Here is a 25,199-nt window from a genome sequence, read left to right as displayed (position 1 = left end):
AGATTTTCGCGCCGATCGTTTCCCAGTACCGAACGGCCCCCGCGCAGATGAAAATTTGCCGGGGGTGCGAGGCTCGCCTGATCTCCTCGAGGAGGATCGGATGACCTTGGCTACCCCTGTTTCCGAATGCGTTTCCGTGCCGGCCGTTGCCGGACATGCCCCGGTTGCCGCAGCGTCGCTGCGGGCACTGCCAGACCGCCGTCGCGTCGTCATCCGTGAGGAGCGCGCGGCTGACCTTGACGCGCGTGAAGCGCTGCTCGATGCCGCCATGGGCCTTGGCCGGCGGTTGAAGTCGAGCGAGCGTCTGCGTGAAGGTCAGGCCCCGGCGCGCGGTCTGGCGCTCGTCGCCACCGTCGATCGTGAGATCGTCGGGAGCGTGCGCTTGTGGCACGTGCGCGACGCCGAGGGGCGTCCGGCGCTGCTGCTCGGCCCACTGGCGGTCAAGGCCAAGGACAGGGCGCTGGGGATCGGCGGCATGCTGATGCGCGAGGCGATCGCTCGCGCCGCGGCGCGGGGCCATGGTGCCATCCTGCTGGTCGGCGATGAGGCCTATTATCAGCGGTTTGGCTTTTCGGCCGCACTGACGGGTGCGCTCGACATGCCCGGTCCGGTCGACCGGGCCCGTTTTCTGGGGCTTGAACTGAAACCGGGCACTCTGGCCGGCGCGCGTGGTTGCCTCCTCGCGCCGGCGTCTGCGAGGGATGTTCGTCGCGCGGCCTAGTTTGAGCCGGCTGTAACTCCACCCGCACCGTTCCGGCCAATTTTCATTGACCGTGACGGTGCGGTTTGCTTTTTGGCAGCAAATCCGCCTGGCTCCCGTGGGGCCGGCTTTCCCGAAGATATGAGCTCGTCATCTGAGCTCGCTATTTCCCAGAAAATTTCAGGAGTCAGACAAATGACGGATTGGCCCGTGCATGGCCGGATTGATGGCGCGATCGTAATGATCGGCTTTGGCTCGATCGGCCGGGGAACCCTGCCGCTGATCGAACGGCATTTTAAATTCGATAAGTCGAAATTCGTCGTCATCGCGCCCGACGATGCGGACCGCCGCCTGCTCGACGAGCGGGGCATCAAGTTCCTGCATCAGGCCGTGACAAAGGAAAACTACCGCACCCTGCTGGGGCCGTTGCTGACGGCCGGCGGTGGCCAAGGCTTCTGCGTCAACCTGTCGGTCGACACCGGTTCCGTCGACATCATGGAGTTCTGCCGTGAGATCGGCGCGCTCTATGTCGATACCGTGGTCGAGCCGTGGCCGGGCTTCTATTTCGACAAGAGCAAGGGTCCGGAAGCGCGCACCAACTACGCGCTGCGCGAGACCCTGCTGGCGGCCAAGCGACGCAATCCGGGTGGTCCGACCGCGGTTTCAACCTGCGGCGCCAACCCCGGCATGGTGTCGTGGTTCGTCAAGCAGGCGCTGATCAACCTGGCGGCCGATCTCAAGCTCAGCATTCCGACGCCGACGACGCGCGAAGGCTGGGGCCAGATGATGCAGCAATTGGGCGTCAAGGGTGTACACATCGCCGAGCGCGATACGCAGCGTGCCAAAACGCCGAAGCCGCCGCGCGTCTTCGTCAACACCTGGTCGGTCGAAGGCTTCGTGTCGGAAGGCCTGCAGCCGGCGGAACTGGGCTGGGGCACGCACGAGAAGTGGATGCCGGAGAACGGCCGCACCCATGCGGAAGGCTGTGGCGCAGCGATTTTCCTGCTGCAGCCGGGCGCCAACACGCGCGTGCGTTCCTGGACGCCGACGGCGCAGGCGCAATATGCCTTCCTCGTCACGCACAACGAGTCGATCTCGATTTCCGACTATTTCACCGTGCGCGACGCGGCCGGCAAGCTGGTGTTCCGGCCGACCTGCCATTACGCCTATCATCCGTGCAATGACGCGGTGCTGAGCCTGCATGAAATGTTCGGCCAGGGCGGCAAGGTGCAGGACAAGGTGCACATCCTCGAAGAAGACGAGATTGTCGATGGCATCGATGAACTCGGCGTGCTGCTCTACGGCCACGGCAAGAATGCCTATTGGTATGGTTCGCAGCTCTCGGTCGAGGAAACGCGCCGCATCGCGCCCTATCAGAATGCGACGGGCATGCAGGTGACTTCGGCCGTGCTCGCCGGCATGGTCTGGGCGCTGGAAAATCCGACCGCCGGCATCGTCGAGGCGGACGAGATGGACTATCGCCGTTGCCTCGAAGTGCAGTTGCCCTATCTCGGCCCGGTCGTCGGCGTTTACACCGACTGGACGCCGCTGGAAGGTCGCCCGGGCTTCTTCCCAGAGGACATCGACACCAGCGATCCGTGGCAGTTCCGCAACGTGCTGGTGCGCTAAAAATCTCTCCCTGGCGCGGTTCGCCGCGCCAGGGGCTATCTTGGCCACCTCTTGGCCCGGGCGGCGGCGCCTGCTATGACAACGCCGCTATGAACAAACCGGCGCAGCTCTTTCTTTGCTGGTGGCGCTCCCTCTAGGGAGCGGCCTGTCGTTCATGCGCGACCGTGCCGCCGTTTTGGCGACACGGATTGGTTTCTGACGTTCGACATTGCGGCGGCTCCCCTTTTCAGGAGACACCGATGTCCATTCAGCCCACGCCTAGCTCTTCAGATAAACCCGTCATCCTCACCGGCGACCGCACCACTGGGCCGCTGCATCTTGGCCATTACGCCGGGTCCCTGCGTAATCGTGTCGCCCTGCAGCACAGCCACAGGCAGTTCCTGTTGCTCGCCGATGCGCAGGCGTTGACCGATAACGCCAACGATCCCGCCAAAGTGACGCGCAATGTGCTGGAGGTCGCCACCGATTATCTTGCTGTCGGCATCGATCCGTTGGTTACGACGATCTGTGTGCAATCGGCGCTGCCCGTGCTGGCCGAGCTGACCATGCTCTATCTCAACTTCGTCACTGTCTCGCGGCTGGAGCGCAATCCGACGGTGAAGGATGAAATCAAGATGCGTGGGTTTGGCCGCGATATTCCGGCGGGCTTTCTCTGCTATCCGGCGGCGCAGGCGGCTGACATCACCGCCTTCAAAGCGACGGTGGTGCCGGTCGGCGAAGATCAACTGCCGATGATTGAACAGACCAACGAAATCGTGCGCAGGCTGAACCGACAAATGGGGCGTGAGGTGCTCGTCGAAGCAAAGGCTTTGATCCCGCAGGTGGGGCGGCTGCCGGGTGTCGACGGCAAGGCGAAGATGAGTAAGTCGCTGGGTAATGCCATCGCGCTTTCCGCCTCAGACGCTGAGATCGCGGACGCGGTGAACCGCATGTACACCGATCCTAATCATCTGCGCGTCAGCGATCCCGGCACGGTCGAAGGCAATGTGGTCTTCACCTATCTCGATGCCTTCGATCCGGATGTCGAAGCGGTGGCGGATTTAAAAGCGCACTATCGCCGTGGCGGCCTTGGTGACGTGGCCTTGAAGCGGCGGCTGGAGCAATTGCTGCGCGATCTGCTTGGGCCGATCCGCGAGCGCCGCGCGGTCCTGGCGCGCGACCGCGATACGGTGATGGACATCCTGCGGGCCGGCACCGCACGGGCGCGGGAGGTGACCGCAGCCACGCAGGCGGATGTGCACGCGGGGCTGGGGCTTTTCGCTTGGATCTGACGGGCCGCTAGCTTTGCGATGGTCGTGGCAGAGCGGCTATGGCCGGACGCTGGCGCCGTCTCATGATATTGATGGCGGCGAGCAATGCGATCGCTGGCGCCAAAGCAAAGACGGCGAAGAGCCAGAAGGCAGCGCTCGATGTGCCGGTGACCCCACCGGGGTCGGTGAGACCTGCCAGATTGGCGACCATGCCGGCGATCGGTGCGCAAAGCGCGGTGGCGACGAGTTGCACGGTCGTGATCGACGCCGAGGCACGGTCCTTTTCGTCGGCTGGTGCCACTTGCAGCACGCGGGTCAGCAGATGCGGCCAGCCGATGCCAACGCCAGCGCCGACTGTCAGCAAAGACAAGGTGATAACCGTCAGCGGAATCCATTCGCCTCTGGTCGGCCAGGGCGAGAGGAGGGCCAGCAGGATCATGCCTATCAGCGAGATGAGAGGCGCGAGAAAGATCGCGCGATCGGCGCCACGGCCGCGCGCACTTGAACTGGTGATGGCGCCTGTCGTCCAGCCTGCTGCCATGGCGGCGGTGATATAGCCGGCGGCGAGCGGCTGCTGTCCGTGCAGAACCTGCAGGAAGAGTGGCACGAAAATCTCCGTCACCGTCACAGAGATCGACAGCAAGGCCATCATCGCCAGCACCAGGCCCAGGGGTTTGGTCATGTCGAAGGCGCCACGCGGCAGCAATCGTTGCCGAGCTTTACGTTCCACGATGCCAAACACGGCGAGGAAGACGAGCGCGACGGCGATGCCAACGCCATTCCAGGCGAGCTCTTGCCAGATGCTGCCGAGGGAGACGGCGAAGACCGCAAGGGTGAGCAAGCTCAGTTGCGCGAAGGGCAGGCCGGTGCGCTCGCTTTGATCGCGGTTCTTGCTTGGCAAAACGGTGAAGGCCAGGAAAGCGAAGAGCGCGATGACGGGCAGCATCGACCAGAAGGCGGCGCGCCAAGCGCCGATCTCGGCGAAAATGCCGCCGACGGCAGGGCCAACCAGTGTTGCGATGCCCCACATTCCGGAGACGAGCGCCATGGCACGCGGCCATTGCGCTTCTTCGAAGACGATACGGATCATCGCGTAGGCGAGGGCGAAGAGGAAGCCGCCGCCCAAGCCTTGGACAAAACGGCCAACCAGCATGACCGGCATGTTGGGCGCGGCCGCGCAAAGGAGCGTGCCGAGACCAAAGATCAGCGCGGCGATGGTATAGGCGCCCCGAGGGCCGCTGGCCTGCAACAGCCGGGCTGATAGCGCCGATCCCAGGATGGAAGCGACGACGAAGAGGGTGGTATTCCAGGCGTAATAGTCGAGGCCGCCTATATCATTGACGACCGAGGGGAGGATTGTGGTCGCGACATAGACATTGATCGCGTGGAGACCGACGCCGCCGGCCAGGGCCAGCGAGCGGATGCCGTTCTTGCCCGAGAACAAGACGCCCCAGCCGACGTGCTGATCCTTCATCGCAGACTCCTTCGCCGGACATCCATATGCCGGCTGCGGAGGACAGTTGCAAAAGGACGTCAGTAACTATATATCAAGTTCATGCTTGGAATATATCCGATCGGAAAATATGTCAAATATTGACTTGGAAAATGAGCGCCTTTCCCTCCGCCCCGTGGCGGACCGGTTGCTTGTGCTGCTCAAAACGCGCGGACCGCAAACCGCCGCCGATCTGGGACAAGCGCTTGGCACGACGGGTGAGAACGCCCGGCAGCAATTGATGAAGCTCGCTGGCGATGGATTGGTCGAGACCGAGGCCGTTGCGCGGGGCGTTGGCCGTCCGTCGCAGTTTTGGCGGCTGACCGACCGGGGGCATGCCCGCTTTCCCGATACCCATGCGGAACTGACCGTCAGCTTGCTGCGCAATTTGCGCGACGTTCTTGGCAAGGACGCACTCGATCGCGTCATCAGCGCCCGTGAAGATGAAACGCGCGCGGCCTATAGCGCGGCGCTTGCCAAGATAGATGGCCTTGAAGCGCGTATCGCGGCTCTGGTCGCGATCCGAAGCCGGGAGGGCTATATGGCCGAATGGCGGCCGGCCGAAGATGGTGACGGCTGGTTCCTGATCGAAAATCATTGTCCGATCTGCGCGGCCGCGACCGCATGCCAAGATTTTTGTCGGGCCGAGCTCAGCATCTTTCAGGAAATGTTGGGGCCGAAGTGCTCGATCGAACGGACCGAGCATATCGTGAAGGGCGCGCGGCGGTGCGCTTATCGCATCCGCGCGCGCTAGCTATCGTGAAGAGCGATATCAAGATCGAGCGGAAAGATCTTTACGCTCCAGCGAAGGGCAAGTTCACCATCGTTGACGTGCCGCCGTTACAGTTTTTGATGATCGACGGCCAGGGAGATCCCAATTCGGCGCAAAGCTACAAAGCAGCCCTCGAAGCGCTTTATCCCGTCTCCTATGCGTTGAAATTCGCCAGTAAGAAAACCTTGGCCAAGGACTATGTGGTGCGCCCCCTTGAAGGTCTGTGGTGGGCGGATGATATGAGTACGTTCCGCACCAGGGCGAAAGATGTCTGGCGATGGACGATGATGATAGGGCAGCCGGACTGGATCGATCAGGCGATGGTCGCGCAAGCGATCGAGACCCAGCGCAAGAAAGGCGCGTCGGAGGCGATCGACCGGCTACGGTTTGAAACGTTTCTGGAAGGGCGCTGTGTTCAGACCCTGCATATCGGTTCTTACGACGATGAGGGGCCGGTGTTGCAACGGCTGCACGAGGAATTTCTGCCGGCAAACGGTTTGGTCATGAGCGGCAAGCATCACGAGATCTATCTCAGCGATGCGCGCAAGACGGCGCCAGAGAAATTGAAGACGATTTTGCGTCAGCCCGTGCAATGACGGGCTGACGGTGATCTGTTGAAATTGGCTGCCGCTCAGCGCGGCAGCAGGGTCTTGCCCATCAGGAACTTGTCGACCGAATGGGCGCACTGGCGGCCTTCGCGAATGGCCCAGACGACGAGCGACTGGCCGCGACGCATGTCGCCGCAAGCGAAGACCTTCTCCACCGACGACTTGTACTGAAGCGTGTCGGCGGCGACGTTGCCGCGCGCATCCTTCTTCACGCCGAGGCTGTCGATCATGCCTTCGTGGACGGGCGAAACGAAGCCCATGGCCAGAAGAACGAGATCGGCCTTGAGGTCGAATTCGGTACCGGCGATCGGCTGGAACTTCGGGTCCACCCGCACGCAGCGCAACTTCTTGACCACGCCATGGCCAGTGAATTCGACGGTATTGACGGCGAAGTCACGTTCCGCGCCTTCCTGCTGGGAGGAGGACGTGCGCAGCTTCAGCGGCCAATCCGGCCATACCAGCAGCTTGTTTTCCTTCTCCGGCGGGCGCGGCATGATTTCGATCTGCGTCACCGACAGAGCGCCCTGACGGATCGACGTGCCGATGCAGTCGGAGCCGGTGTCGCCGCCGCCGATGACGACGACATGCTTGCCGCTGGCCAGGATCGGATCGTTGGTCGTCGGCGCTTCGTGCGAGACGCGGCGGTTCTGCTGCGGCAGGAAATCCATCGCAAAATGGACGCCGCTGAGATCGCGGCCGGGGATCGGCAGATCACGCGGCTTTTCCGCGCCGCCAGCCAGTATGACGGCATCATATTGCGCGGTCAGTTCCTCGATCGGCAGGGTGACGCCGACATGAGCGTTGTAATGGAAGGTCACGCCTTCCGCCGTCATCTGCGCGACGCGGCGGTCGATGTAGTGCTTTTCCATCTTGAAGTCAGGAATACCGTAGCGCAGCAGGCCACCGGCCTTGGCATGCTTCTCGTAGACATGCACGTCGTGGCCGGCGCGGGCCAGTTGCTGCGCGGCGGCGAGGCCCGACGGGCCTGAGCCGACGACGGCGACCTTCTTGCCGGTCTGCTGCTTGGCCGGCTCCGGCTTGATCCAGCCTTCCTTCCAGCCACGATCGACGATGGCGCATTCGATCGTCTTGATGGTGACCGGCGTGCTTTCCAGATTGAGCGTGCAGGATTCCTCGCACGGTGCCGGACAGACACGGCCCGTCACTTCGGGGAAGTTATTGGTCGAATGCAGGTTGCGCAGGGCCTCCTGCCACTCGCCCTTGTAGGCGAGGTCGTTCCAGTCCGGGATCTGGTTGTTCACCGGACAGCCGTTGTGACAATAGGGAATGCCGCAGTTCATGCAGCGTGCCGCCTGATCGCGCGTCGTTTCCTCGGAGAGAGGAATGACGAATTCGCGATAGTGGCGGATGCGATCGGAGGCAGGCGCGTACTTGCGGTCCTGCCGATCGATCTCGAGAAAACCCGTTACCTTACCCATCGGATTACTCCCCCGCCGCGAGCGCGGCCGCCGGCTGCTGCGCCAACATTTCGTTGAGGGCGCGGCGATATTCGACCGGCATGACCTTGCGGAACTTGCCCTTATAGGCGTCCCAGTTATCGAGAATGTCCTTCGCCCGGCTCGAGCCGGTGTAGCGCAGGTGGTTGGAAATGAGCTGATGCAGACGCTCCGCATCGAAGCGCGTCATGTCGTTCATCACATCGACCCGGCCATGCACCTGCAAATCGCCGCCCTGGTGATGGAGGCGCTGGTTGAGCTCCTCTTCCTCGGCGACCGATTCCAGTTCGACCATGGCAAGGTTACAGCGCTTGGCGAAGTTGTTGTCCTCGTCGAGCACATAGGCGATGCCACCCGACATGCCGGCCGCGAAATTGCGACCGGTCTGGCCGATGACGACGACGATGCCGCCCGTCATATATTCGCAACCGTGATCGCCGGTGCCCTCAACGACGGCGATGGCGCCGGAGTTGCGGACCGCGAAGCGCTCGCCGGCGACGCCACGGAAGTAGCATTCGCCCGCGATGGCGCCGTAGAGCACGGTATTGCCGACGATGATCGATTCATGCGGCACGATCTTGGTCGACTGGGCTGACGGATAGATGATGATGCGGCCACCCGACAGACCCTTGCCGACATAGTCGTTGGCCTGGCCTTCGAGTTCGAGCGTCACGCCGCGCGCCGTCCACGCACCGAAGCTCTGGCCGGCGGTGCCGTTCAGCTTCACGTGAATGGTGTCGTCGGGCAGGCCGTCATGGCCGTATTTCTTGGCGATCTCGCCCGACAGCATGGCACCGGTCGTGCGATCGACGTTGCGGATCGTCTCTTCGATAATGACCGGCTGCATCTCATCGATGGCGGAACGCGCCGCGGCGATGAGCCGACGGTCGAGCACCTTCTCTAGGCCGTGATCCTGATCGATCTGCTTGTAGATGCCATCGCCCTTGGCCGCTTCCGGCTTGTGGAACAGGCGGCTGAAGTCGAGGCCCTTGGTCTTCCAATGGGCATCCACCTTCGAGCGATCGAGCATCTGCATCTGGCCGATCATCTCGTTGAAGGTGCGATAACCCAACGAGGCCATGATCTCGCGCACTTCCTCAGCGATGAAGAAGAAGAAGTTGATGACATGCTCGGGCTGGCCGACGAAGCGCTTGCGCAACACCGGATCCTGGGTGGCGACGCCAACCGGACAGGTGTTGAGATGGCACTTGCGCATCATGATGCAACCAGCAGCGACCAGCGGTGCGGTGGCGAAGCCGAACTCGTCGGCGCCGAGCAGAGCGCCCACGATGACGTCGCGGCCCGTCCGCAGGCCACCGTCGACCTGCACCGTGATGCGCGAACGCAGCCGGTTGAGGACGAGGGTCTGATGGGTTTCGGCTAGGCCGATTTCCCACGGGCTGCCGGCGTGCTTGATCGAGGTCAGCGGCGAAGCGCCGGTGCCACCTTCATAGCCGGAAATCGTCACGTGATCGGCGCGGCCCTTGGAAACGCCAGCGGCAACCGTGCCGACGCCGACTTCCGAGACGAGCTTGACGGAGACTTGCGCCGCCGGATTGACGTTCTTCAGATCGTAGATGAGCTGGGCCAGATCTTCGATCGAATAGATGTCATGGTGCGGCGGCGGCGAGATCAGGCCAACGCCAGGTGTTGAATGGCGCACCTTGGCGATGACCGCGTCGACCTTGTGGCCGGGGAGCTGGCCGCCTTCGCCGGGCTTGGCGCCCTGGGCCATCTTGATCTGCATCATGTCGGAGTTGACGAGATATTCCGTCGTCACGCCGAAGCGGCCGGATGCCACCTGCTTGATGGCCGAGCGCATCGAATCGCCATTGGGCAGCGGCGTGAAGCGATCCACCTCTTCGCCGCCTTCACCGGTGTTCGACTTGCCGCCGATCCGGTTCATGGCGATGGCGAGCGTCGTGTGCGCCTCGCGCGAGATCGAGCCATAGGACATGGCGCCAGTGGCGAAACGCTTGACGATATCCTTGGCCGATTCCACTTCCTCAAGCGGCACGGGCTTGCGGCCATCTTCTTCCGCCGACTTAACGCGGAAGAGACCGCGGATCGTCAGCAGCCGCTCGTCCTGTTCGTTGAGCAGCTTGGCATAGGCGCGATACTGATCCTGCGCGTTGCCGCGCACTGCATGCTGCAGCAGCGACACCGATTGCGGCGACCAGGAATGGGCCTCACCACGGAAGCGGAAGGCATAGTCGCCGCCGACATGCAGCATGGTGCGATAGACGGGCGAGTCGCCGAAAGCGTCCGCATGGCGCTTGATGCTCTCCTGGGAGACTTCATCAAGGCCGACACCACCGATGCGCGTGGCTGTGCCGGTGAAATAGCGGTCGACGAAACGTTGCGACAGGCCGACGGCGTCGAAAATCTGCGCGCCGCAATAGGACTGGTAGGTCGAAATGCCCATCTTCGACATGACCTTGAGAAGGCCCTTGCCGATCGACTTGATGAAGCGCTTGACGACTTCGTCTTCGTCCACCTCCTCGGGGAAATCCTCGGCCATGGCGGCGAGGGTTTCGAAAGCGAGATAGGGGTTGATCGCTTCGGCGCCATACCCGGCGAGACAGGCGAAGTGGTGCACTTCTCTGGCTTCACCGGTCTCGACGACGAGACCGACCGAGGTGCGCAGGCCCTTGCGGATCAAGTGATGGTGGACAGCCGCCGTTGCCAGCAGTGCTGGGATCGGAATGCGGTCCGGGCCGGTCATGCGGTCGGACAGGATGATGATGTTGTAGACGCCGCGCACGGCATCCTCGGCGCGCTGGCACAGGCGCTCCAACATCGCTTCCATCGCCTCGGCGCCGCGATCGGCGGCATAGGTGATGTCGAGCGTGCGGGTATCGAAGGTCTCTTCGATCATGCCGATGTTGCGGATCTTCTCCAGATCCTCGTTGGTGAGGATCGGCTGGCGCACTTCGAGACGCTTGCGCTTCGAAGTGCCTTCAAGATCGAGCAGGTTGGGGCGCGGACCGATGAAGGACACCAGGCTCATGACGAGCTGTTCGCGGATCGGGTCGATCGGCGGGTTCGTCACCTGCGCGAAGTTCTGCTTGAAATAGGTGTAGAGCAGCTTCGACTGGTCCGACATGGCCGAGATCGGCGTGTCGGTGCCCATGGAACCGGTTGCTTCCTCGCCAGTGATCGCCATCGGCGCGAGCAGAATGGCCAGATCTTCCTGGGTGTAGCCGAACGCCTGCTGGCGATCGAGCAGCGACACGTCGGTGCGCGGCGCGCGCGGTTCCATTGGTGACAAGTCTTCCAGCACGATCTGGGTGCGGTCGAGCCAGGTCTTGTAGGGATGGGCGCTGGCCATGGTCGCCTTCATCTCGTCGTCGGAGATGATGGCGTGCTTTTCGAGGTCGACGAGGAGCATCTTGCCCGGCTGCAGGCGCCACTTGGTGACGATCTTCTCTTCCGGGATCGGCAGCACGCCGACTTCCGACGACATGACCACGAGGCCGTCATCGGTGACGATGTAGCGGGCAGGGCGCAGGCCGTTACGGTCCAACGTGGCGCCGATCTGGCGGCCGTCGGTGAAGGCCATGGCGGCGGGGCCGTCCCACGGTTCCATCAGGGCGGCGTGGTATTCGTAGAAGGCGCGGCGGTCTTCGCTCATCAGCGGATTGCCGGCCCAGGCTTCCGGGATCAGCATCATCGCCGCATGGGCGAGCGAATAGCCGCCCTGAACGAGGAATTCGAGTGCATTGTCGAAGCAAGCGGTGTCCGACTGACCCTCGTAGGAGATCGGCCAGAGCTTCGAAATGTTGTTGCCGTAGAGCTTCGATTCAACCGAAGCCTGACGCGCCGCCATCCAGTTGACGTTGCCGCGCAAGGTGTTGATCTCGCCGTTGTGGGCGACCATGCGGTAGGGATGCGCCAGGCGCCAGGACGGGAACGTATTGGTGGCGAAGCGCTGATGCACCAGCGCTAAGGCGCTGCCGTAACGCTGGTCCTTGAGATCGGTGTAATAGTCGCCGAGCTGTGAGACCAGCACCATGCCCTTGTAGACAATGGTGCGGCACGACATCGACACTGCATAAAATTCGGCAGCATCTGAATTGGACAACGCGATCACCGCGCCCGAGATTACCTTGCGCGCGATATAGAGCTTGCGTTCGAAATCGTCGTCATCGCGCACACCGGGGCCGCGGCCGACGAAGACTTGGCGCATCACGGGTTCGACGGCCTTCACGGCTTCGCCGAGGTCTGAGTTGTCGACGGGCACATCGCGCCAGCCGAGCAGGGTCAGGCCTTCTTCCTCGATCGAACGATTGACGATGGCTTCGATCTCGGCGCGCACGCCGGCATTCTGCGGCATGAAGAACTGGCCGATGCCGTAATGCTGGGCGGCGGGCAAGTTGAAGCCGATCTTGGCGCATTCGGGGCCGAAAAATTCATGCGGGATCTGGGTCAGGATACCGCAGCCGTCGCCGAGCTTCGGATCAGCTCCGACGGCGCCGCGATGGTCGATATTCAAGAGAATCTGTAGACCCATGGCGACGACGTCGTTGGTCTTGACGTTGTCGAGGCGGGCGACGAAGCCAACGCCGCAGGAATCATGTTCCTTCGACGGGTCATAGAGGCCCTGGGCACGGGGGAGGGCGGGGTCAAAGTACTGGCCGTTCATGGCGCTGCTCCGGAAACTGTGCTGGCCAGATCGCTTATCCAGATCACTTGACAAATCATCTGTCGCTCATGCGCAGACTGTTTGCTTGTCGGTCACACCTGGAAAAATCTTGCCAATGTAAATGGGGCGAAATCAGAATTAGATCAATTGCAAGGGACGCGCGTTCGCGGTCCCCGACCGGCGGGTTTTCGCCGGACATCGCCGAACCGTTTTCGCCACATACGCCCTATCATCCCCCGCTCCAGACCCGGTGATGCGATTGACATCCCTAATCCCGGCCACTTGCTGGCCGCCGGTTGCCATACCCATAGATCGGCGCTTCGAGATGGCCGCCTCGCGCCATCCTTTTCGCCAGCAATTTCAAGGACCGATGCCCTTTCGCCTAAATGGTCAGCATAGCTGTCCTATCCAGGGCGCGCGAACATGGCAGATTTACCCCGAGCTTACAAGTGGGTGAAGCCGTTGGCACGGGGATAATTATAGCGTCGTATGGACGCGAAACGGGCAAATTGGCGAGAAACGGGGCAGAGGCAAGCGGCGCCGATTTATGAGGCGTCGCTCTCTGCCTGGCTCCCAACGAGGCGTTCCGGCCGTCGCCGACGGTCGTGGCCGGGCTGCGTATATCGGGACCGTTTCACTTCATACATATGGTCATCGGCGCGTTTGATCGTCACCTCCAGCCGTTCACCGGACCGGCTGGTGGCGGCACCGATCGACAGGCTGAGGCGGGGCTCTCCGTAATACTGATTGTTCAGTTCGACCAGGGCATTGATATCGTCCGTCAATTTCTGGCCGACAGCCTCGTCGGCGCCGGGCAGCAGGACGGCGAATTCGTCGCCGCCGATTCGCGCCGCGTGGTTCGGCTTTTCGACGAGCTTGCACAGGACTTCGCCCATGCGGGCAAGCAGCGTGTCGCCTGCGGCGTGGCCGAGTTGATCGTTGACGATTTTCAAGCCGTCGAGATCGGCCATAACGATGGTGACCGGCGTTGGACCCTTGCGCTCCAGCCGATGCAATTCGTCGACATAGAAGGAGCGATTGTAAAGCTTGGTCAAAACATCGTGCTTGCCGAGATATTCGAGATAGGCTTCGGCTTTCTTGCGCGCAGTGATGTCGGTGAGGGCGACCTGCACCAAGGACCAGTCTTTCTCGTGACCGGGCAATACCGAGAACTGCATGTAGAAATGGATCTCGGCGCCATCGAGAGAATAGTTCAGCACCTCACGCTGCTGAAACAGCTTGCCGTCCCAGAGATCAATCAATTGCTCGCGGAAATTCTGCCGCATGTCGTCGCGGAAGACTTCGTCGAGGCGTTGCAGCAAAACGGCTTTGTTGGGCGCACCGAAGATGTGCAGGGTCTGCTGATTGATGTCGATGACGCGAATCTCGCTCATGCAGCGTTCGACGAATTCAGGATGTACGTCGGTAAAGACGCGGAAATCGGTGATGCCGCGGAAGCGGATTTCTTCCAGAAGTCGGCGAATGGCGCTGAAATCTTCCACCCAAAGCGACACGGGCGAATGGGCGAACAGGCCACGCGCATAGGCTTCGCTGACCGTCAAAGCGCGCCGAGCGGTTTCGCGCTCGGTTACGTCCTCGATGGCGACCAACACGCGTCGCCAGTCGTTCTCGTAGCCCGGGAGAATCGAGCCTTTCAGTTGAATGTCGATCCGGCGGCCAGAAAGGGAATAGTTGACGCTCGTGCTGTGGAAATGGCTATGGCCATCCCAAAGCTGTGCCAATTCCTCAACATGGGTGTCGAACATATCGTCGCGGAAAACGTGATGGATGTTCGCGGTCAGAGTTTCGAGATCGGCCGCTTCGAACAGGTTCAAGGTTTTGCGGTTGACCTTGATGACACGAAGGTGCGCCGAACAGGTTCGTATGCGTTCGCGATCCTCGCGGAGGTAGGCGCGCAAATCCGCGACGCCTTGTGCGCGCAAGCCATCGAAATGGGTCCGCAGTCCGGAATAGTCTTCCAACCATAGCGAGACGGGCGCGAGATCGAACATTTCCGCATCATCGCCCCGCGGCATGTTGATGTTTTCTGCCGCCGGCTCAAGGCGCGGCGTAATGCTTCCGGAGGTGATGTGCCAGCTCCCTTTCTAGGCAGGCGGCGGAACGGATGGCGCCCTGCCTGCATAAGGTATTCTAATCTAGCGATTATCCGCCGCCGATGCCACAGAAATCCGTTAAAATCCTTCATAAGTCATTGCTCGGACCATGGAATGTGGGGCATGTCAGCAGCCATGCAGACCATTGAAACATCCTCCCTCGACCTTGCCAGCGACAATGCCAGCGGTGCGTCCAGCAAGGTCCTGGAGGCGCTTGTTGCGGCGAACGATGGAGTTGCGCCGGCCTATGGTGCCGATCCGTTCACCCGCCGCGCCGAGGAGCGGATCAGCGAGGTGTTCGAGCGCGACTGCGCGGTTTTTCTGCTGGCAAGCGGCACGGCGGCGAACGCTCTCGCCCTTGCGGCGCTGACGCCTCCCTATGGGGCGATTTTCTGTCATGCTCATGCTCACGTCATGGATGATGAGTGTGGCGCGCCGGAGTTTTTCTCGGCTGGCGCCAAGCTCATCGGTATTTCCGGGGATGCCGGCAAGATCACGCCGGCGGCGCTCGCCGCCAGCTTGGCCGCCTATCCGGCTGGTTTGGTCAAACAGGTGCAGCCGGCGGCTCTGTCATTGTCCCAAGCTAGCGAATCGGGAACGCTTTATCGTGCAAAGGACATTTCAGGTTTGGCCGCCCTTGCTCATGAGCGTGCGATGCGCGTGCATATGGATGGTGCCCGTTTCGCCAATGCGGTGGCGTCCTTAGGCTGCGCGCCAGCCGATATCACATGGCGTGTTGGCGTCGATGTCTTGTCGCTTGGTGCCTCGAAGAACGGGGCTTTTGCCTGCGAGGCCGTCGTCTTCTTCGACAAAGCCCTGGCTGCCGACTTTGCCTATCGGCGCAAGCGTGGCGGGCACACTTTATCCAAAGGGCGTTTCCTGGCTGCTCAGATGCTGGCCTGGTTGGACGATCATCATTGGCTCGATCTGGCGCGTCATTCCAATGCCTGTGCAACACGGCTGGCAACGGCCTTGGCTGTCATTTCCGGCGTCCGTCTCGCATGGCCTGTCGAGGCCAATGAAGTGTTCGCCATTCTGCCGCGAACCGCCGATCTGGCGCTCAAACAGGCCGGCGCCCGTTATTACCCCTGGTCCGCTGATAGGCTGGCCATCGAGGAGAGGCCGGCGCCAGACGAGGTTTTCGTCCGTTTGGTAACCTCTTTCGTCACCCGGGAGGCGGATATCGACCGTTTTGTGGGGATTGTCGCCGCTAATACGGGAAACTGACCGGAGGCACTATTCCAGACCCAGCAATGCCTCCTAAAAACGCCTCTGACGTCCTATCCTTGCCGCATTCACAATCGAAGTCTGAGGCAGGTTCACTTGTCGATTTCACTTGTCGATGCGCCCTGCGGCCGTGTTCAACAGCGGTGGGGTGCATCCCCAAAGGAGGCTTGAATGGCCGCTCTGAAGCGAATGCTTTCCCGCACAGCCATGCTCGGTGGTCTGGCAGCGACGACCGTCCTGGTCGGCGCGGCGGCACCGGCGCAGGCTCAGGTTTACGGCTATTGGGGCTACCGTACCTATTCCTATCCGGTTGACCCCTACTATGACGATGCGCCGATCTATGCGCCGCGCTATCGGGCGCCGGCGCTGAACATGCTATCGCCCGGCGAGATTCGCGAGAGCCTGCGCGATGATGGCTATCGTGTCATTGGCCAGATGCAGCGCAGCGGTCGCACCTATATCGTCGTCGCGCAGGATCGCCGTGGCCAGCGCTTCCGGCTGGTGGTCGATGGCATTGAAGGCGAGATCGTCCGTTCCGCTCGGCTGACGACGCAGCCACGCAACGAGGCGCGCGCGAATGACTATCGCGATGCGCCGGTTGCTCCACCACCGCCGGCGATGCCATCAGCGCCGCATGTCGTGCCAGGCATTGGGCCGGAGTCGCACACGGCCCCGCAGACACGTCCGCCGCGCGCCGCCGCCCGGCCAGAGAGTGAAGGGCCGCGTATGCGTCCTGGCGAAAGCAATCCGCCAGCAGCTCGCCCGCAAGGACCCGCGCAAGCCGCGCGTCCCGATCCGGCCCGCGGTGACAGCGTTCAGCCGGTGAAGCCCGCGACACCCGTATTGCCGCAGCCGGAGGCGGCCAAGCCTGAAACGAGCCAGCCTGAAACCAAGCCGGCCGCTGCGGCGCCGCGTGTCGTTTATCCCGGCGGTCCCGTAACGACAGCGCCGGCGACGTCCCAGCCGCCAGCGGCCGCGTCCAATGTGCCTGCCGCGCCGCTCGACGCGCCGCCAGCTAAGCCTGCGACGCCGACACCGGATGTTCCCGTCGCACCACTAGAGTAGTTTCTCGGGTTACGATGAGACGGCGCTCAGCGCCGCCTCATTCCTGACCGCATTCTTTCACAAAGCCGTGTAGCACAGGGTTTTGTTCACCTTTTCAGCAAGGTGTTGCACCACTGCATCGACCTTGGTGCTATAGTCCGCCCCGTTCAATTCAACATTATCCGGCTTGCCGTTTTTCTCCTGCGGTCAGCTGGTCACGACGGGGTTGGGGTTATGGTCGGTCTTCTGTCCGGCGCGCAGTCGCGCCGTGCGTTTTTGCAGTTGAGTGGTGGTGTTGCCGCAGCGGCCGCCGTCGCAACTCCGGCGCTTGCTGCACATGATGTCGTCGCTTTCCCGGCCGAATATCCGGCAGGTACGATGGTGATTTCCCTGCGCCAGCGCAGGTTGTTCCTGGTGCTGGGCAACGGTCAGGCGATCCGCTATCCGGTCGCGGTCGGCAAGGCGGGCAAAGCCTGGTCGGGCTGGGCGCATGTGGAAGGCAAGTTCGTCAATCCGGCTTGGGCACCGCCGGCCGTGGTCAAGCGCGACAATCCGAAGCTGCCCGATCTCATCCCTGGCGGCGCTCCTGGCAATCCGATGGGACCGCGCGCCATCACGCTCGATCGCAGCGAAATCGCTATTCACGGCACGACGCGCACCATGCGCAACTCGGTCGGCACGGCTGCCTCCTATGGCTGCATCCGCATGTATAATGAAGACGTGATCGATCTGTTCGAACGGGTCAGCGTCGGCATGCCGGTGGTCGCGATCTGATCGACACGGGACGCGTTTCAAAAAACGATGAAAATAATAAAGCCCCATCGTTAGATGGGGCTTTTCTTTTTCGAGTTGGTTCGCGCCAGCTTCGCGCTTATTTCGGCGTCGGGCCGGGCGCATACATATAAGTACGCGTCGGCGGCATGTCGGTCGGGCCTTTCAGGCGCTTGACCGACAGGGTCTGATAGAGGCCGCAGTTGTTGCGTTCGAAGGTGATCGAGCAAGCCGCGAGATAGACCAGCCAGGTGCGCGCCGTCGCCTCACCGACCTCCTTCACCGCCGCATCCCAATTGGCGACAAGCCGGTCGTGCCAATGACGGCAGGTGAGCATGTAGTGCTCGCGCCAGCATTCGACGTCGCGGACTTCAAAGCCGTTCAGTTCGAGATTGGTGACGGTGCGACCGATGTAGTCGAGTTCGCCGCCGGGGAAGATGTAACGGGTCAGTGCGGCGAATTCCGGTCGGCGCTTCTTGGTGCGGGCCGCTTCGCTCTTGCCTGGGCGGGTGATGGCATGGTGCAGGAACAGGCCGCCGGGGCGCAGTGAGCGCGCGGCCGTCTGATAGTAGATCGGGAAGTTGTCGATGCCGACATGCTCCAACATGCCGATGGCCGCCACTTTGTCGTAGACGCCTTCGGCGTGCGCATAGTCCTTGCACTCGATGCGCACTTGATCCTGCAAGCCAAGCCGTTTGATCTTTTCATTGGCATAGGCGACCTGTTGTTCCGACAGGGTCACGCCATAGGCCTTCACGCCGTAATATTTGGCCGCATGGATCGAGAGCGCGCCCCAGCCGCAACCCATGTCGAGCAGGGTTTCGCCGGGCTTCAGGCGCAGCTTCTTGCAAACCATGTCGAGCTTGTCGAACTGCGACTGGTCGATGGAGTTGTTCCAATCGGTGAAGTAGGAGCAGGTGTAGACCATCTCCTTGTCGAGCCACAGTTCATAGAAGGCGTTCGACACGTCGTAGTGATAGGAGATGTTCTTCTTATTCTCTTTGGCGCTGCCGTCGCTCTGCTTGTCGGAGCTTACCGTTTCCAGTGGCCACGGCCCGCCACGCGGCACGAACAGGAATTTCGTCGCCAGCTTGGCGATGTGCATCTTGTCGAGCGACTTGATGAAATTCTTGGTGCGCACTTTCGGACGTTTGCCGACGAGATCGAAAATCGTGCCGTTGCGAATGTCGACCCGTGCCGACGCCCACAGGTTGGCCATGGTTTCCGGCTTAGGTTTGCGCAACAGGGCGGCGACGGCGCCTTCGTCGGCGATGGCGACGGCCAGGCCATCGGCCGGATAGTCCTGCGGAATGCGGACACCGTCCCAGAGCTCGATACCGAACTCCAGGCCGAGCTTCTGATGCGCCACCGTCAAGAACTCGCGCAGGAGTTCGAGCCGCTTCTGCTTCTTCTTGTCCATTGAAAACTCCAGGCCGGACGGCCGTAGGGCAGGAGGCAGATCAGGACTTCCGCCGATTCCGGGGGCTTACATCCGGCAAAACCCCCGCCAAGTCCAGCACGGATGGCTATTTGGAGGGTGAAAAGCGCTTTCTGGGCGGGGCTGCGCAGAGCTGCCCTGCGCCCAAATCGCGGGATTTCTCTGATTGGATAGTCGCCTATCCACGGTTTTGTGGCTAATCCTTAGGCAATAATTTCTTTTGGAAACACCGTGCCCAAGTCCAGCAAATTGCCCATGGCGGCCGTTCTCGTGCTCGCCGCCGGTTTCTTCGCCCTTTTCGTCAATGGCAGCGGCCGGCTGGCCGTCGGGCTGACCTTGCGGCCGATGGTGGAGGATCTGAAGTGGAACCGGGCCGATATCGGGTCCGCGGTGGCAGTGTTCCAGGTGGTCTCGGCCATCGCCATGTTTTTCGCCGGCCGGCTGGCTGACCGGGTGAGCCTGCGGCTGCTGATCGCCTCGGGCGTGGTGGTTTGCGCCTTTGGCATTGGCATGATGGGGTTCGTCAGCGAACCCTGGCACGTACTGCTGCTGTTCGGCCTGATCTACGGCGTCGGCAATGCAGGCTGTTCGACCCCCACGGTCGGTGTGATGGTGGCCCGCACTTTTCCGGGTAATACGGGCTTCGCCAACGGCTTCGTCACCTCGGGCATGAGCCTCGGGCAATTGCTCATCGTCGCGGTCCTGGCAGCGGTTCTGGTGCAGATCGGCTGGCGCTCGGTCTATTTCTGGGTGGCGGCGGCGCATCTGGCCTTGTTGCCCTTGATCTATTTCGCTGTGCCGGCTCATTCGGGCAATGGTTCGCTGGCGGCGCAGGCACCGCGTGAGGGCATGAGCCTGCGCGAGGCGGCCCGCACGCGCCGCTTCTGGGTGTTGATCAGTGTGTTCGCTGTCTGCGGCTTGGACGATTTCTTCGTCACCACCCATCTCGTCGCCTATGCGGAGGACAGCGGCGTGAGCCAGCTTTTCGCCGGCAATCTCCTGGCGGTGATGGGGCTGGCGGCGTTGATCGGCGTGCTGCTGGCGGGTGCCTTTGGCGACAAGACCGGGCCGGTGATGCCGACGATTGCGTCCTTCGTGCTGCGCATTGCTTGTTTCGGCTTGCTGCTGATCGACAGCTCGACCATTTCAATTGCTGTTTTTACCCTGGTCTTTGGATTGACCTTTCTTGTCACCGCGCCGCTCACGGTGTTGTTCGTACGGGATGCCTTCGGCATGAAACATCTCGGTGCGATCAGCGGTCTGATCACCATGGTGCATCATACGTTTGGCGGCATCGGCGCCTATGCCGGGGCGGTGATCTTCGACGCCAACGGCTCCTATGCGATCGCCTTCGCCATTATGCTGGCGTCCAGCGTCCTGGCGGTAGCTTTGATGTTGCTCTACCAGCCGCGACCCAAGGAAAGCCCTGTGGCAGCTTGAAAGTGGGCGAAGAAAAAGGGCTCGGTTTGCACCGAGCCCTCACGTTTGCTTTAGCGGCTGTCTATCGCGCGACGACAGCTTCGTAAGCAGGGTCGCCCTTAAGGATACCGACGTCACGGCCAAAGGCATTCATGCCTTTTACGAAGTCGGGGCTGATGTCCGTCGAATAATAAGGCAGGTCACGCTCGACGATGCCGGCAATGAGTTCGGCCTGTTCGGTGGGAAAGATTTTCCGGCCGATGTCGGTGGCCAGTGAGATATTCTTTTTCAACGCCTGATGTGCGTCTCCGATCGCTAGTTTGAGCGCCTTGGCATCATCGGCACGCTCGGCGAGGAACTTGTCGGTCACGGCGACGGACGCCATCGTGAAGTTGAACGCGTCCTTCGGACCATCGCCACGCCTGACATCGAGCACGATCTTGCCGGCACCGCTACGCACGGCCACTTCCGCACCCATGCCATTGGCCCAGAAGCCGTCGATCAAACCGTCTTGAAGCGCCTTGGCGGCCGTCAGGCCGAAATTGGTGCTGGGCGCGCCCGTGTTGGGTACGGGCGCGATGGTAACATTGTCGCGTTTCTCGTCGATACCAGCGGCGCGCAGCAAGCCGCGCAGGCCGAGGTCGACCCAGGGCGCTGCGCCAATGGTGCGGCCCTTGACGACGCTGACGTCGCCACGCTCGCAGGGAATGTCGGCGCGCATGACAAGGAACCAATACATGCCCTGGCCTTGGGCGCAGAGCAGTTTGACGCCCTGCCATTCGGGAAAGGCGTGCAGGGCCGAATGGGCGGAACCGGCCACCGCATCGACAATGCCGTCGCGCAGGGCTTCATAGGCCTTGTTGACCGGGAAGATCAGTTCAACGGTCGCATCAATGCCGCGCGCCGCGAGCATGCCGCCATGAACGGCGGTGACGGCGGGAAAATAGGAATTAGAGATCAAGTCTGGAACGGCGATTTTCATTCTGCTGCCGCCTTAATCTTTCTGACGCTTTCGATGAGCGACGTTCTCAACAAGAAGGCGCGGTGCGCGGCGGGATCCGCTGCCGTTTTGCGCAGCGCCTCGAAATTGGCTTCACGGGCAGCCGGGTCGCGTTCTTCCAGTCGCTTCTTGTTGGCGATGGTTTGCTGCTGGACATATTCGATATTGGTCGGGCGGCGGATCGCGTCATAGCTCTCGAAAACGCTTTCCGGTCGCTTGCCAGCGCGTACGTCGGCAAGGAGCTCAGCCAGATGCGTGGCATCATGAATGCCGCTGTTGAGCCCGAGGCCGCCGATGGGATTGTTCACGTGGGCGGAGTCGCCCGCCAGGAAAACACGACCTTCCCGGAAGCGCACGGCAACGCGTTGATGCACGCGGTAGATGTTGCGGTGGAAGATGTCGTAGCGCCCGGTTTTGGGGAAGAATTTCTGCAAGCGTGACTCGCAGGCCTCGTCGCTCATCACTTCTTCATCGGTCTGCCCCGGCAGGGTCGGGAAGACGGCGCGCCAGCGGCCCTTGCCGTCATCGCCCGCCACCTTGAACAGATTGGCCCATTCGTCCGGATCCGAGAAATAAGCACGGAAGGCAACGCCATGTTCGGTGCCGAAATCGAATGGCGTGGTCAGAACCAGGAAGCGCTCGGGGAACGTGTAGCCGTCAAAGGCGATGTTCAAAGCCTTGCGCACCAACGAGCGTCCGCCGTCGGCGCCGACCAGATAGGAACCTTCAAATCGTTCGCTGCCGTTGGCGCCCGCGACCGTGATGGCGACGCCATCGGCATGGGTCTCGACACTCTCGACGGGCGTGCCGAACGACACGCTCGCATGCGGATGGGCCGCGAGCTTGTCGATGCACATCTTCACGATCTTGTGCTGCTCGCATTGCACCACATAGGGGCAGGTGGTGTCCTGCGCCAGAATGGCGTGATCGAATTCCGCGACGAGACGACGCGCTGGGCGATCCCAAAACTGGAAGGTGCGTGCGACGAGGCCTTGCGTCGTGACTTCGCCAAGCAGGTCGAGTTCGGCGAGCATTTCGAGCGTCGCCGGATGCAAGGTCGATGCGCGCGGCGAGTCGTTGATCTCGGTCTGCGCCTCGAAGACCTTCACCGGGATGCCGCGCTTGGCCAGAGCCAGCGCCGTAACGACACCAACCGGTCCGCCACCTGCGATCAAGATGGGACGTTCATCTGTTTTCATGGGACTCACTGCTGTTTCACACCGGCGATTTCAACGGCCTCTTTCCAGATGGCCATGTCTTTGGCGAGCGTCTCGGCGAATTCCGCCGGGTGCGCTGCAAGGGGATCGACGCCATAATCGGCAAGCTGCTTGCGGAACGGTGCATCCTTGATGGCGGCGCTCATCGTATCGGCGATCTTGTCGATGATCGCTTTGGGCGTTCCCGCCGGCGCCATCAGGCCGTTCCAGGTCAAAACGTTGAAGCCTGGATAGCCGGCTTCAGCCACGGTCGGTGCATCAGGGGCAAGAGCCGAGCGTTCGGCGCTCGACACGGCCAGCAAACGTACCGATCCGCCGCTGATCTGCGGCAGAGCATCTGACAGATTGGAGAACATCGCCGGGACGTGGCCGGCAACGATGTCGGCAAGCGCCGGCGCATTGCCGCGATAGGGCACGTGCGACATCGTCAAACCAGCGCGCTTCAGGAACAGGGCCATCGACAGATGGTTGAGGCTGCCGACACCCGCAGAACCGTAAGACAATTGATCGGGCCGTGCTTTGACGTAAGCGACGAATTCGTCGAGCGTCTTGATCGGTAGATCCTTGTTGATCACCAATGCGAATGGATTGGTCGCAATATTGCTGATCGGCGCGAAGTCCTTTTGGGAATCGTAGCGCACCTTCGACATCGCCGGAACGATCGCCATGACGGGCAAAGCGGCGATGAACAATGTGTAGCCATCCGGCGCCGACTTGGCGACGAAATCGGCGGCAACCGCGCCGCCAGCACCGGGACGGTTTTCAACGTTGAACGCCATGCCATAGGCTTCGGTCATGCGCTGCGCCGCCATGCGCGCGATCCCGTCGGTGTTGCCGCCGGCCGCGAAGGGGCAAATGATGGTGACCGGCTTTTGCGGCCATGCGGCCTGAGCAAAGGCTTTGGGTACGAGGCTAAAGGCAGCAACGCCGGCGGCGGAGCTGAGAACGTTTCTACGCGAGAGCATGATCGGACTTCCTAGTTTGTTCAAAGGCCTTGCGCGGCCAGCCAGTTAGTCAATGTGTCTGTAAGCGCCTGTTCGTTGCCTTCGAAGTAGTGACCCTTCAGGCTCGGCGCGTTGCTATTCGGAAGAAGTTTGAATTCGATGCTTTTGACCAGCGAGCCCTCTGAATGGGCCGCGTCGAGCAGCATGTAAGGTTCGAAGGGCTGGATCAGTGCGTCGGCCTTATCCCGCACCAACAGCACCGGATAGGGTATGCGCTTGATCCACTGCGTACCGTCGGCAATGCTGGTCTTATCCCAGCGATAAGTGAAAAAGTGTTGCGCCGTCACCGGCACTTCCTGGCCGGTGAAGTAATGCATCTTGACGTTCAGCGGCGTGTCCAATTTGCCTTCGCTGAGCGCCTGTTTGGCAGAGGCAATCAACTGCTGGAAACTTTCCTCGTTCTGAACAAGGATATTGCGTGTCTTCCAGGGGAGATTGCCGAAGGCACCGAGTAACATCACTGCTTTGATGTCGCGATCCCAGTTGGTCGCGGCATAGAACTGCACTTGGATGTTTCCGAGACTGTGGCCCTGGATTACCAATTTCCGATAGCCCAGGGAACGAGCGGTATAGACTGCGGCATCAATATCGCGGCGAATGTCGAAGAAATTTTCCGTGTTGATTTTGTCGTCATGCTGCCGGGTATCGATCGCCAGGGCAGCGTAGCCCTTGGCGGCAAGGCGCCCGCCAAGCGCGCTTTCGGGAGCGCGACGATAGCTGCCACCGCTGCCATGGATCATCACCACCATCGTGGTATCGGCCGCCGATTTGCTCTGAGGTTGCCATAGAGCGCCATCGATTTTGTTTCCGTCGATGGCCTGAATGGCGAGGAATTTGAGATCCGTTTTGTCTCCCGGCTTGAAATCGTCCGAGAGACCAGCGGGAGGGGCGACAAATTCGTATCGAATGCTGGCGGCGACAGTCGCCGTTTGCGCTGTCGCTGCAGCAAAAGCGCCACCAGTCGAGCTGAGGGCAATGCCAAGTAGAACGGCTGATAGGCGCTGCATGGTGCGCTCCTTACGGCTTCGAAACGCTATCTTCGTAGTAGTGGATCTCGTACAGGATGCAGCCGCCATTCGACTTGAACGGGCCGTGATAGACAGCCGGCGGACGGCAGGCGTAGGTCGGGGCGCCAAATGCTTCGCCACCGTTGCCATTCGCGTCGTTGCCGACGGTCAGGTCGCCGGAGACGAGATAAACCTCTTCCCAATGATCGTGGACGAAGGGCGCGGTGGTGAAGGCGCCAGGATCGAAGCGCAGAAGGCGCGTGCGGCTGCCCGTCTTGCGCTCTTCATCAATGTCGCTCGCCAGAATCTTTTGCTGAATCGAAGATGGATATCCCGGCGGGGAAGCCCAGCCTTCGCTCATGTCGAGGCTAAAGAACTCCTTGTGCGGCTTCGTCATGGGATAAC

General features: G+C 61.6%; 19 protein-coding genes. 9 read left to right on the top strand and 10 right to left on the bottom strand.

The features are described 5' to 3' along the window. Positions 1-100: 100 nt before the first annotated feature. From OIM99_RS20355 to trpS, 3 genes are all read left to right on the top strand, one after another. Positions 101-721, top strand: a complete 621-nt coding sequence (locus OIM99_RS20355; RefSeq protein ID WP_311852321.1) for an N-acetyltransferase — start codon at positions 101-103, stop codon at positions 719-721. Between the two features lie 174 nt (positions 722-895). Next, positions 896-2,329, top strand: a complete 1,434-nt coding sequence (locus OIM99_RS20350) for a homospermidine synthase (RefSeq protein ID WP_311852320.1) — start codon at positions 896-898, stop codon at positions 2,327-2,329. A gap of 239 nt (positions 2,330-2,568) precedes the next feature. Beyond that, the gene (gene trpS / locus OIM99_RS20345; protein WP_311852319.1) at positions 2,569-3,600 is read left to right on the top strand and encodes a tryptophan--tRNA ligase; all 1,032 of its coding nucleotides are present in this window, start codon (positions 2,569-2,571) and stop codon (positions 3,598-3,600) included. Between the two features lie 7 nt (positions 3,601-3,607). Here trpS and OIM99_RS20340 read toward each other — a convergent pair whose 3' ends face one another. Next, positions 3,608-5,053 (bottom strand): MFS transporter, encoded by a 1,446-nt coding sequence (locus tag OIM99_RS20340; RefSeq protein ID WP_311852318.1) that lies wholly within the window; start codon positions 5,051-5,053, stop codon positions 3,608-3,610. Between the two features lie 109 nt (positions 5,054-5,162). Between OIM99_RS20340 and OIM99_RS20335 the strand changes: the two genes are divergently transcribed. Beyond that, the gene (locus tag OIM99_RS20335; protein ID WP_311852317.1) at positions 5,163-5,825 is read left to right on the top strand and encodes a metalloregulator ArsR/SmtB family transcription factor; all 663 of its coding nucleotides are present in this window, start codon (positions 5,163-5,165) and stop codon (positions 5,823-5,825) included. A 5-nt stretch (positions 5,826-5,830) separates the two neighbouring features. Further along, on the top strand, positions 5,831-6,439 hold the full coding sequence (locus OIM99_RS20330; RefSeq protein WP_311852316.1) for a GyrI-like domain-containing protein: 609 nt from the start codon (positions 5,831-5,833) through the stop codon (positions 6,437-6,439). A 35-nt stretch (positions 6,440-6,474) separates the two neighbouring features. Here the strand turns inward: OIM99_RS20330 and OIM99_RS20325 are convergent, their stop codons facing one another. From OIM99_RS20325 to OIM99_RS20315, 3 genes are all read right to left on the bottom strand, one after another. Continuing rightward, positions 6,475-7,890 (bottom strand): glutamate synthase subunit beta, encoded by a 1,416-nt coding sequence (locus OIM99_RS20325; protein ID WP_311852315.1) that lies wholly within the window; start codon positions 7,888-7,890, stop codon positions 6,475-6,477. 4 nt (positions 7,891-7,894) lie between these two features. Continuing rightward, entirely contained in the window at positions 7,895-12,553 is a 4,659-nt protein-coding gene (gene gltB, locus OIM99_RS20320) for a glutamate synthase large subunit (RefSeq protein ID WP_311852314.1), read from the bottom strand. 545 nt (positions 12,554-13,098) lie between these two features. Beyond that, on the bottom strand, positions 13,099-14,589 hold the full coding sequence (locus tag OIM99_RS20315; protein ID WP_311852313.1) for a sensor domain-containing diguanylate cyclase: 1,491 nt from the start codon (positions 14,587-14,589) through the stop codon (positions 13,099-13,101). Between the two features lie 201 nt (positions 14,590-14,790). Between OIM99_RS20315 and OIM99_RS20310 the strand changes: the two genes are divergently transcribed. From OIM99_RS20310 to OIM99_RS20300, 3 genes are all read left to right on the top strand, one after another. Then, on the top strand, positions 14,791-15,894 hold the full coding sequence (locus OIM99_RS20310) for a beta-eliminating lyase-related protein (protein WP_311852312.1): 1,104 nt from the start codon (positions 14,791-14,793) through the stop codon (positions 15,892-15,894). Positions 15,895-16,065: 171 nt separating this feature from the next. Then, the gene (locus OIM99_RS20305; protein WP_311852311.1) at positions 16,066-16,959 is read left to right on the top strand and encodes a hypothetical protein; all 894 of its coding nucleotides are present in this window, start codon (positions 16,066-16,068) and stop codon (positions 16,957-16,959) included. A gap of 213 nt (positions 16,960-17,172) precedes the next feature. Next, the gene (locus OIM99_RS20300; protein ID WP_311852310.1) at positions 17,173-17,712 is read left to right on the top strand and encodes a L,D-transpeptidase; all 540 of its coding nucleotides are present in this window, start codon (positions 17,173-17,175) and stop codon (positions 17,710-17,712) included. A gap of 97 nt (positions 17,713-17,809) precedes the next feature. Here OIM99_RS20300 and OIM99_RS20295 read toward each other — a convergent pair whose 3' ends face one another. Then, positions 17,810-19,129 (bottom strand): cyclopropane-fatty-acyl-phospholipid synthase family protein, encoded by a 1,320-nt coding sequence (locus OIM99_RS20295; protein ID WP_311852309.1) that lies wholly within the window; start codon positions 19,127-19,129, stop codon positions 17,810-17,812. 249 nt (positions 19,130-19,378) lie between these two features. On the opposite strand from OIM99_RS20295, the gene OIM99_RS20290 reads away from it, so the two are divergent. Beyond that, positions 19,379-20,587: an MFS transporter gene (locus OIM99_RS20290; RefSeq protein ID WP_311852308.1), complete on the top strand. Its 1,209-nt coding sequence runs from the start codon at positions 19,379-19,381 to the stop codon at positions 20,585-20,587. A gap of 61 nt (positions 20,588-20,648) precedes the next feature. On the opposite strand, the gene OIM99_RS20285 is transcribed toward OIM99_RS20290, so the two are convergent. Genes OIM99_RS20285 through OIM99_RS20265 form a run of 5 tightly spaced genes read right to left on the bottom strand, consistent with a single transcriptional unit; the run spans position 20,649 to position 25,191 of the window. After that, positions 20,649-21,548 carry an ABC transporter substrate-binding protein gene (locus tag OIM99_RS20285; protein WP_311852307.1) on the bottom strand — a complete coding sequence of 300 codons (900 nt, stop codon included), beginning with the start codon at positions 21,546-21,548 and terminating at the stop codon, positions 20,649-20,651. Beyond that, positions 21,545-22,765: an NAD(P)/FAD-dependent oxidoreductase gene (locus tag OIM99_RS20280; protein ID WP_311852306.1), complete on the bottom strand. Its 1,221-nt coding sequence runs from the start codon at positions 22,763-22,765 to the stop codon at positions 21,545-21,547. The genes OIM99_RS20285 and OIM99_RS20280 overlap by 4 nt, the downstream gene beginning before the upstream one ends. A 5-nt stretch (positions 22,766-22,770) precedes the next feature. Then, the gene (locus OIM99_RS20275) at positions 22,771-23,748 is read right to left on the bottom strand and encodes a tripartite tricarboxylate transporter substrate binding protein (RefSeq protein WP_311852305.1); all 978 of its coding nucleotides are present in this window, start codon (positions 23,746-23,748) and stop codon (positions 22,771-22,773) included. 20 nt (positions 23,749-23,768) lie between these two features. Then, the gene (locus tag OIM99_RS20270) at positions 23,769-24,794 is read right to left on the bottom strand and encodes an alpha/beta hydrolase (RefSeq protein ID WP_311852304.1); all 1,026 of its coding nucleotides are present in this window, start codon (positions 24,792-24,794) and stop codon (positions 23,769-23,771) included. A 10-nt stretch (positions 24,795-24,804) separates the two neighbouring features. Further along, on the bottom strand, positions 24,805-25,191 hold the full coding sequence (locus OIM99_RS20265; protein ID WP_311852303.1) for a cupin: 387 nt from the start codon (positions 25,189-25,191) through the stop codon (positions 24,805-24,807). Positions 25,192-25,199: the final 8 nt, after the last annotated feature.

It is taken from the genome of Methylocella sp. CPCC 101449 (genome assembly GCF_031921685.1).
Classification (GTDB): Bacteria; Pseudomonadota; Alphaproteobacteria; order Rhizobiales; family Beijerinckiaceae; genus Terripilifer.
This window is presented reverse-complemented; position numbering and strand designations above follow the sequence as displayed.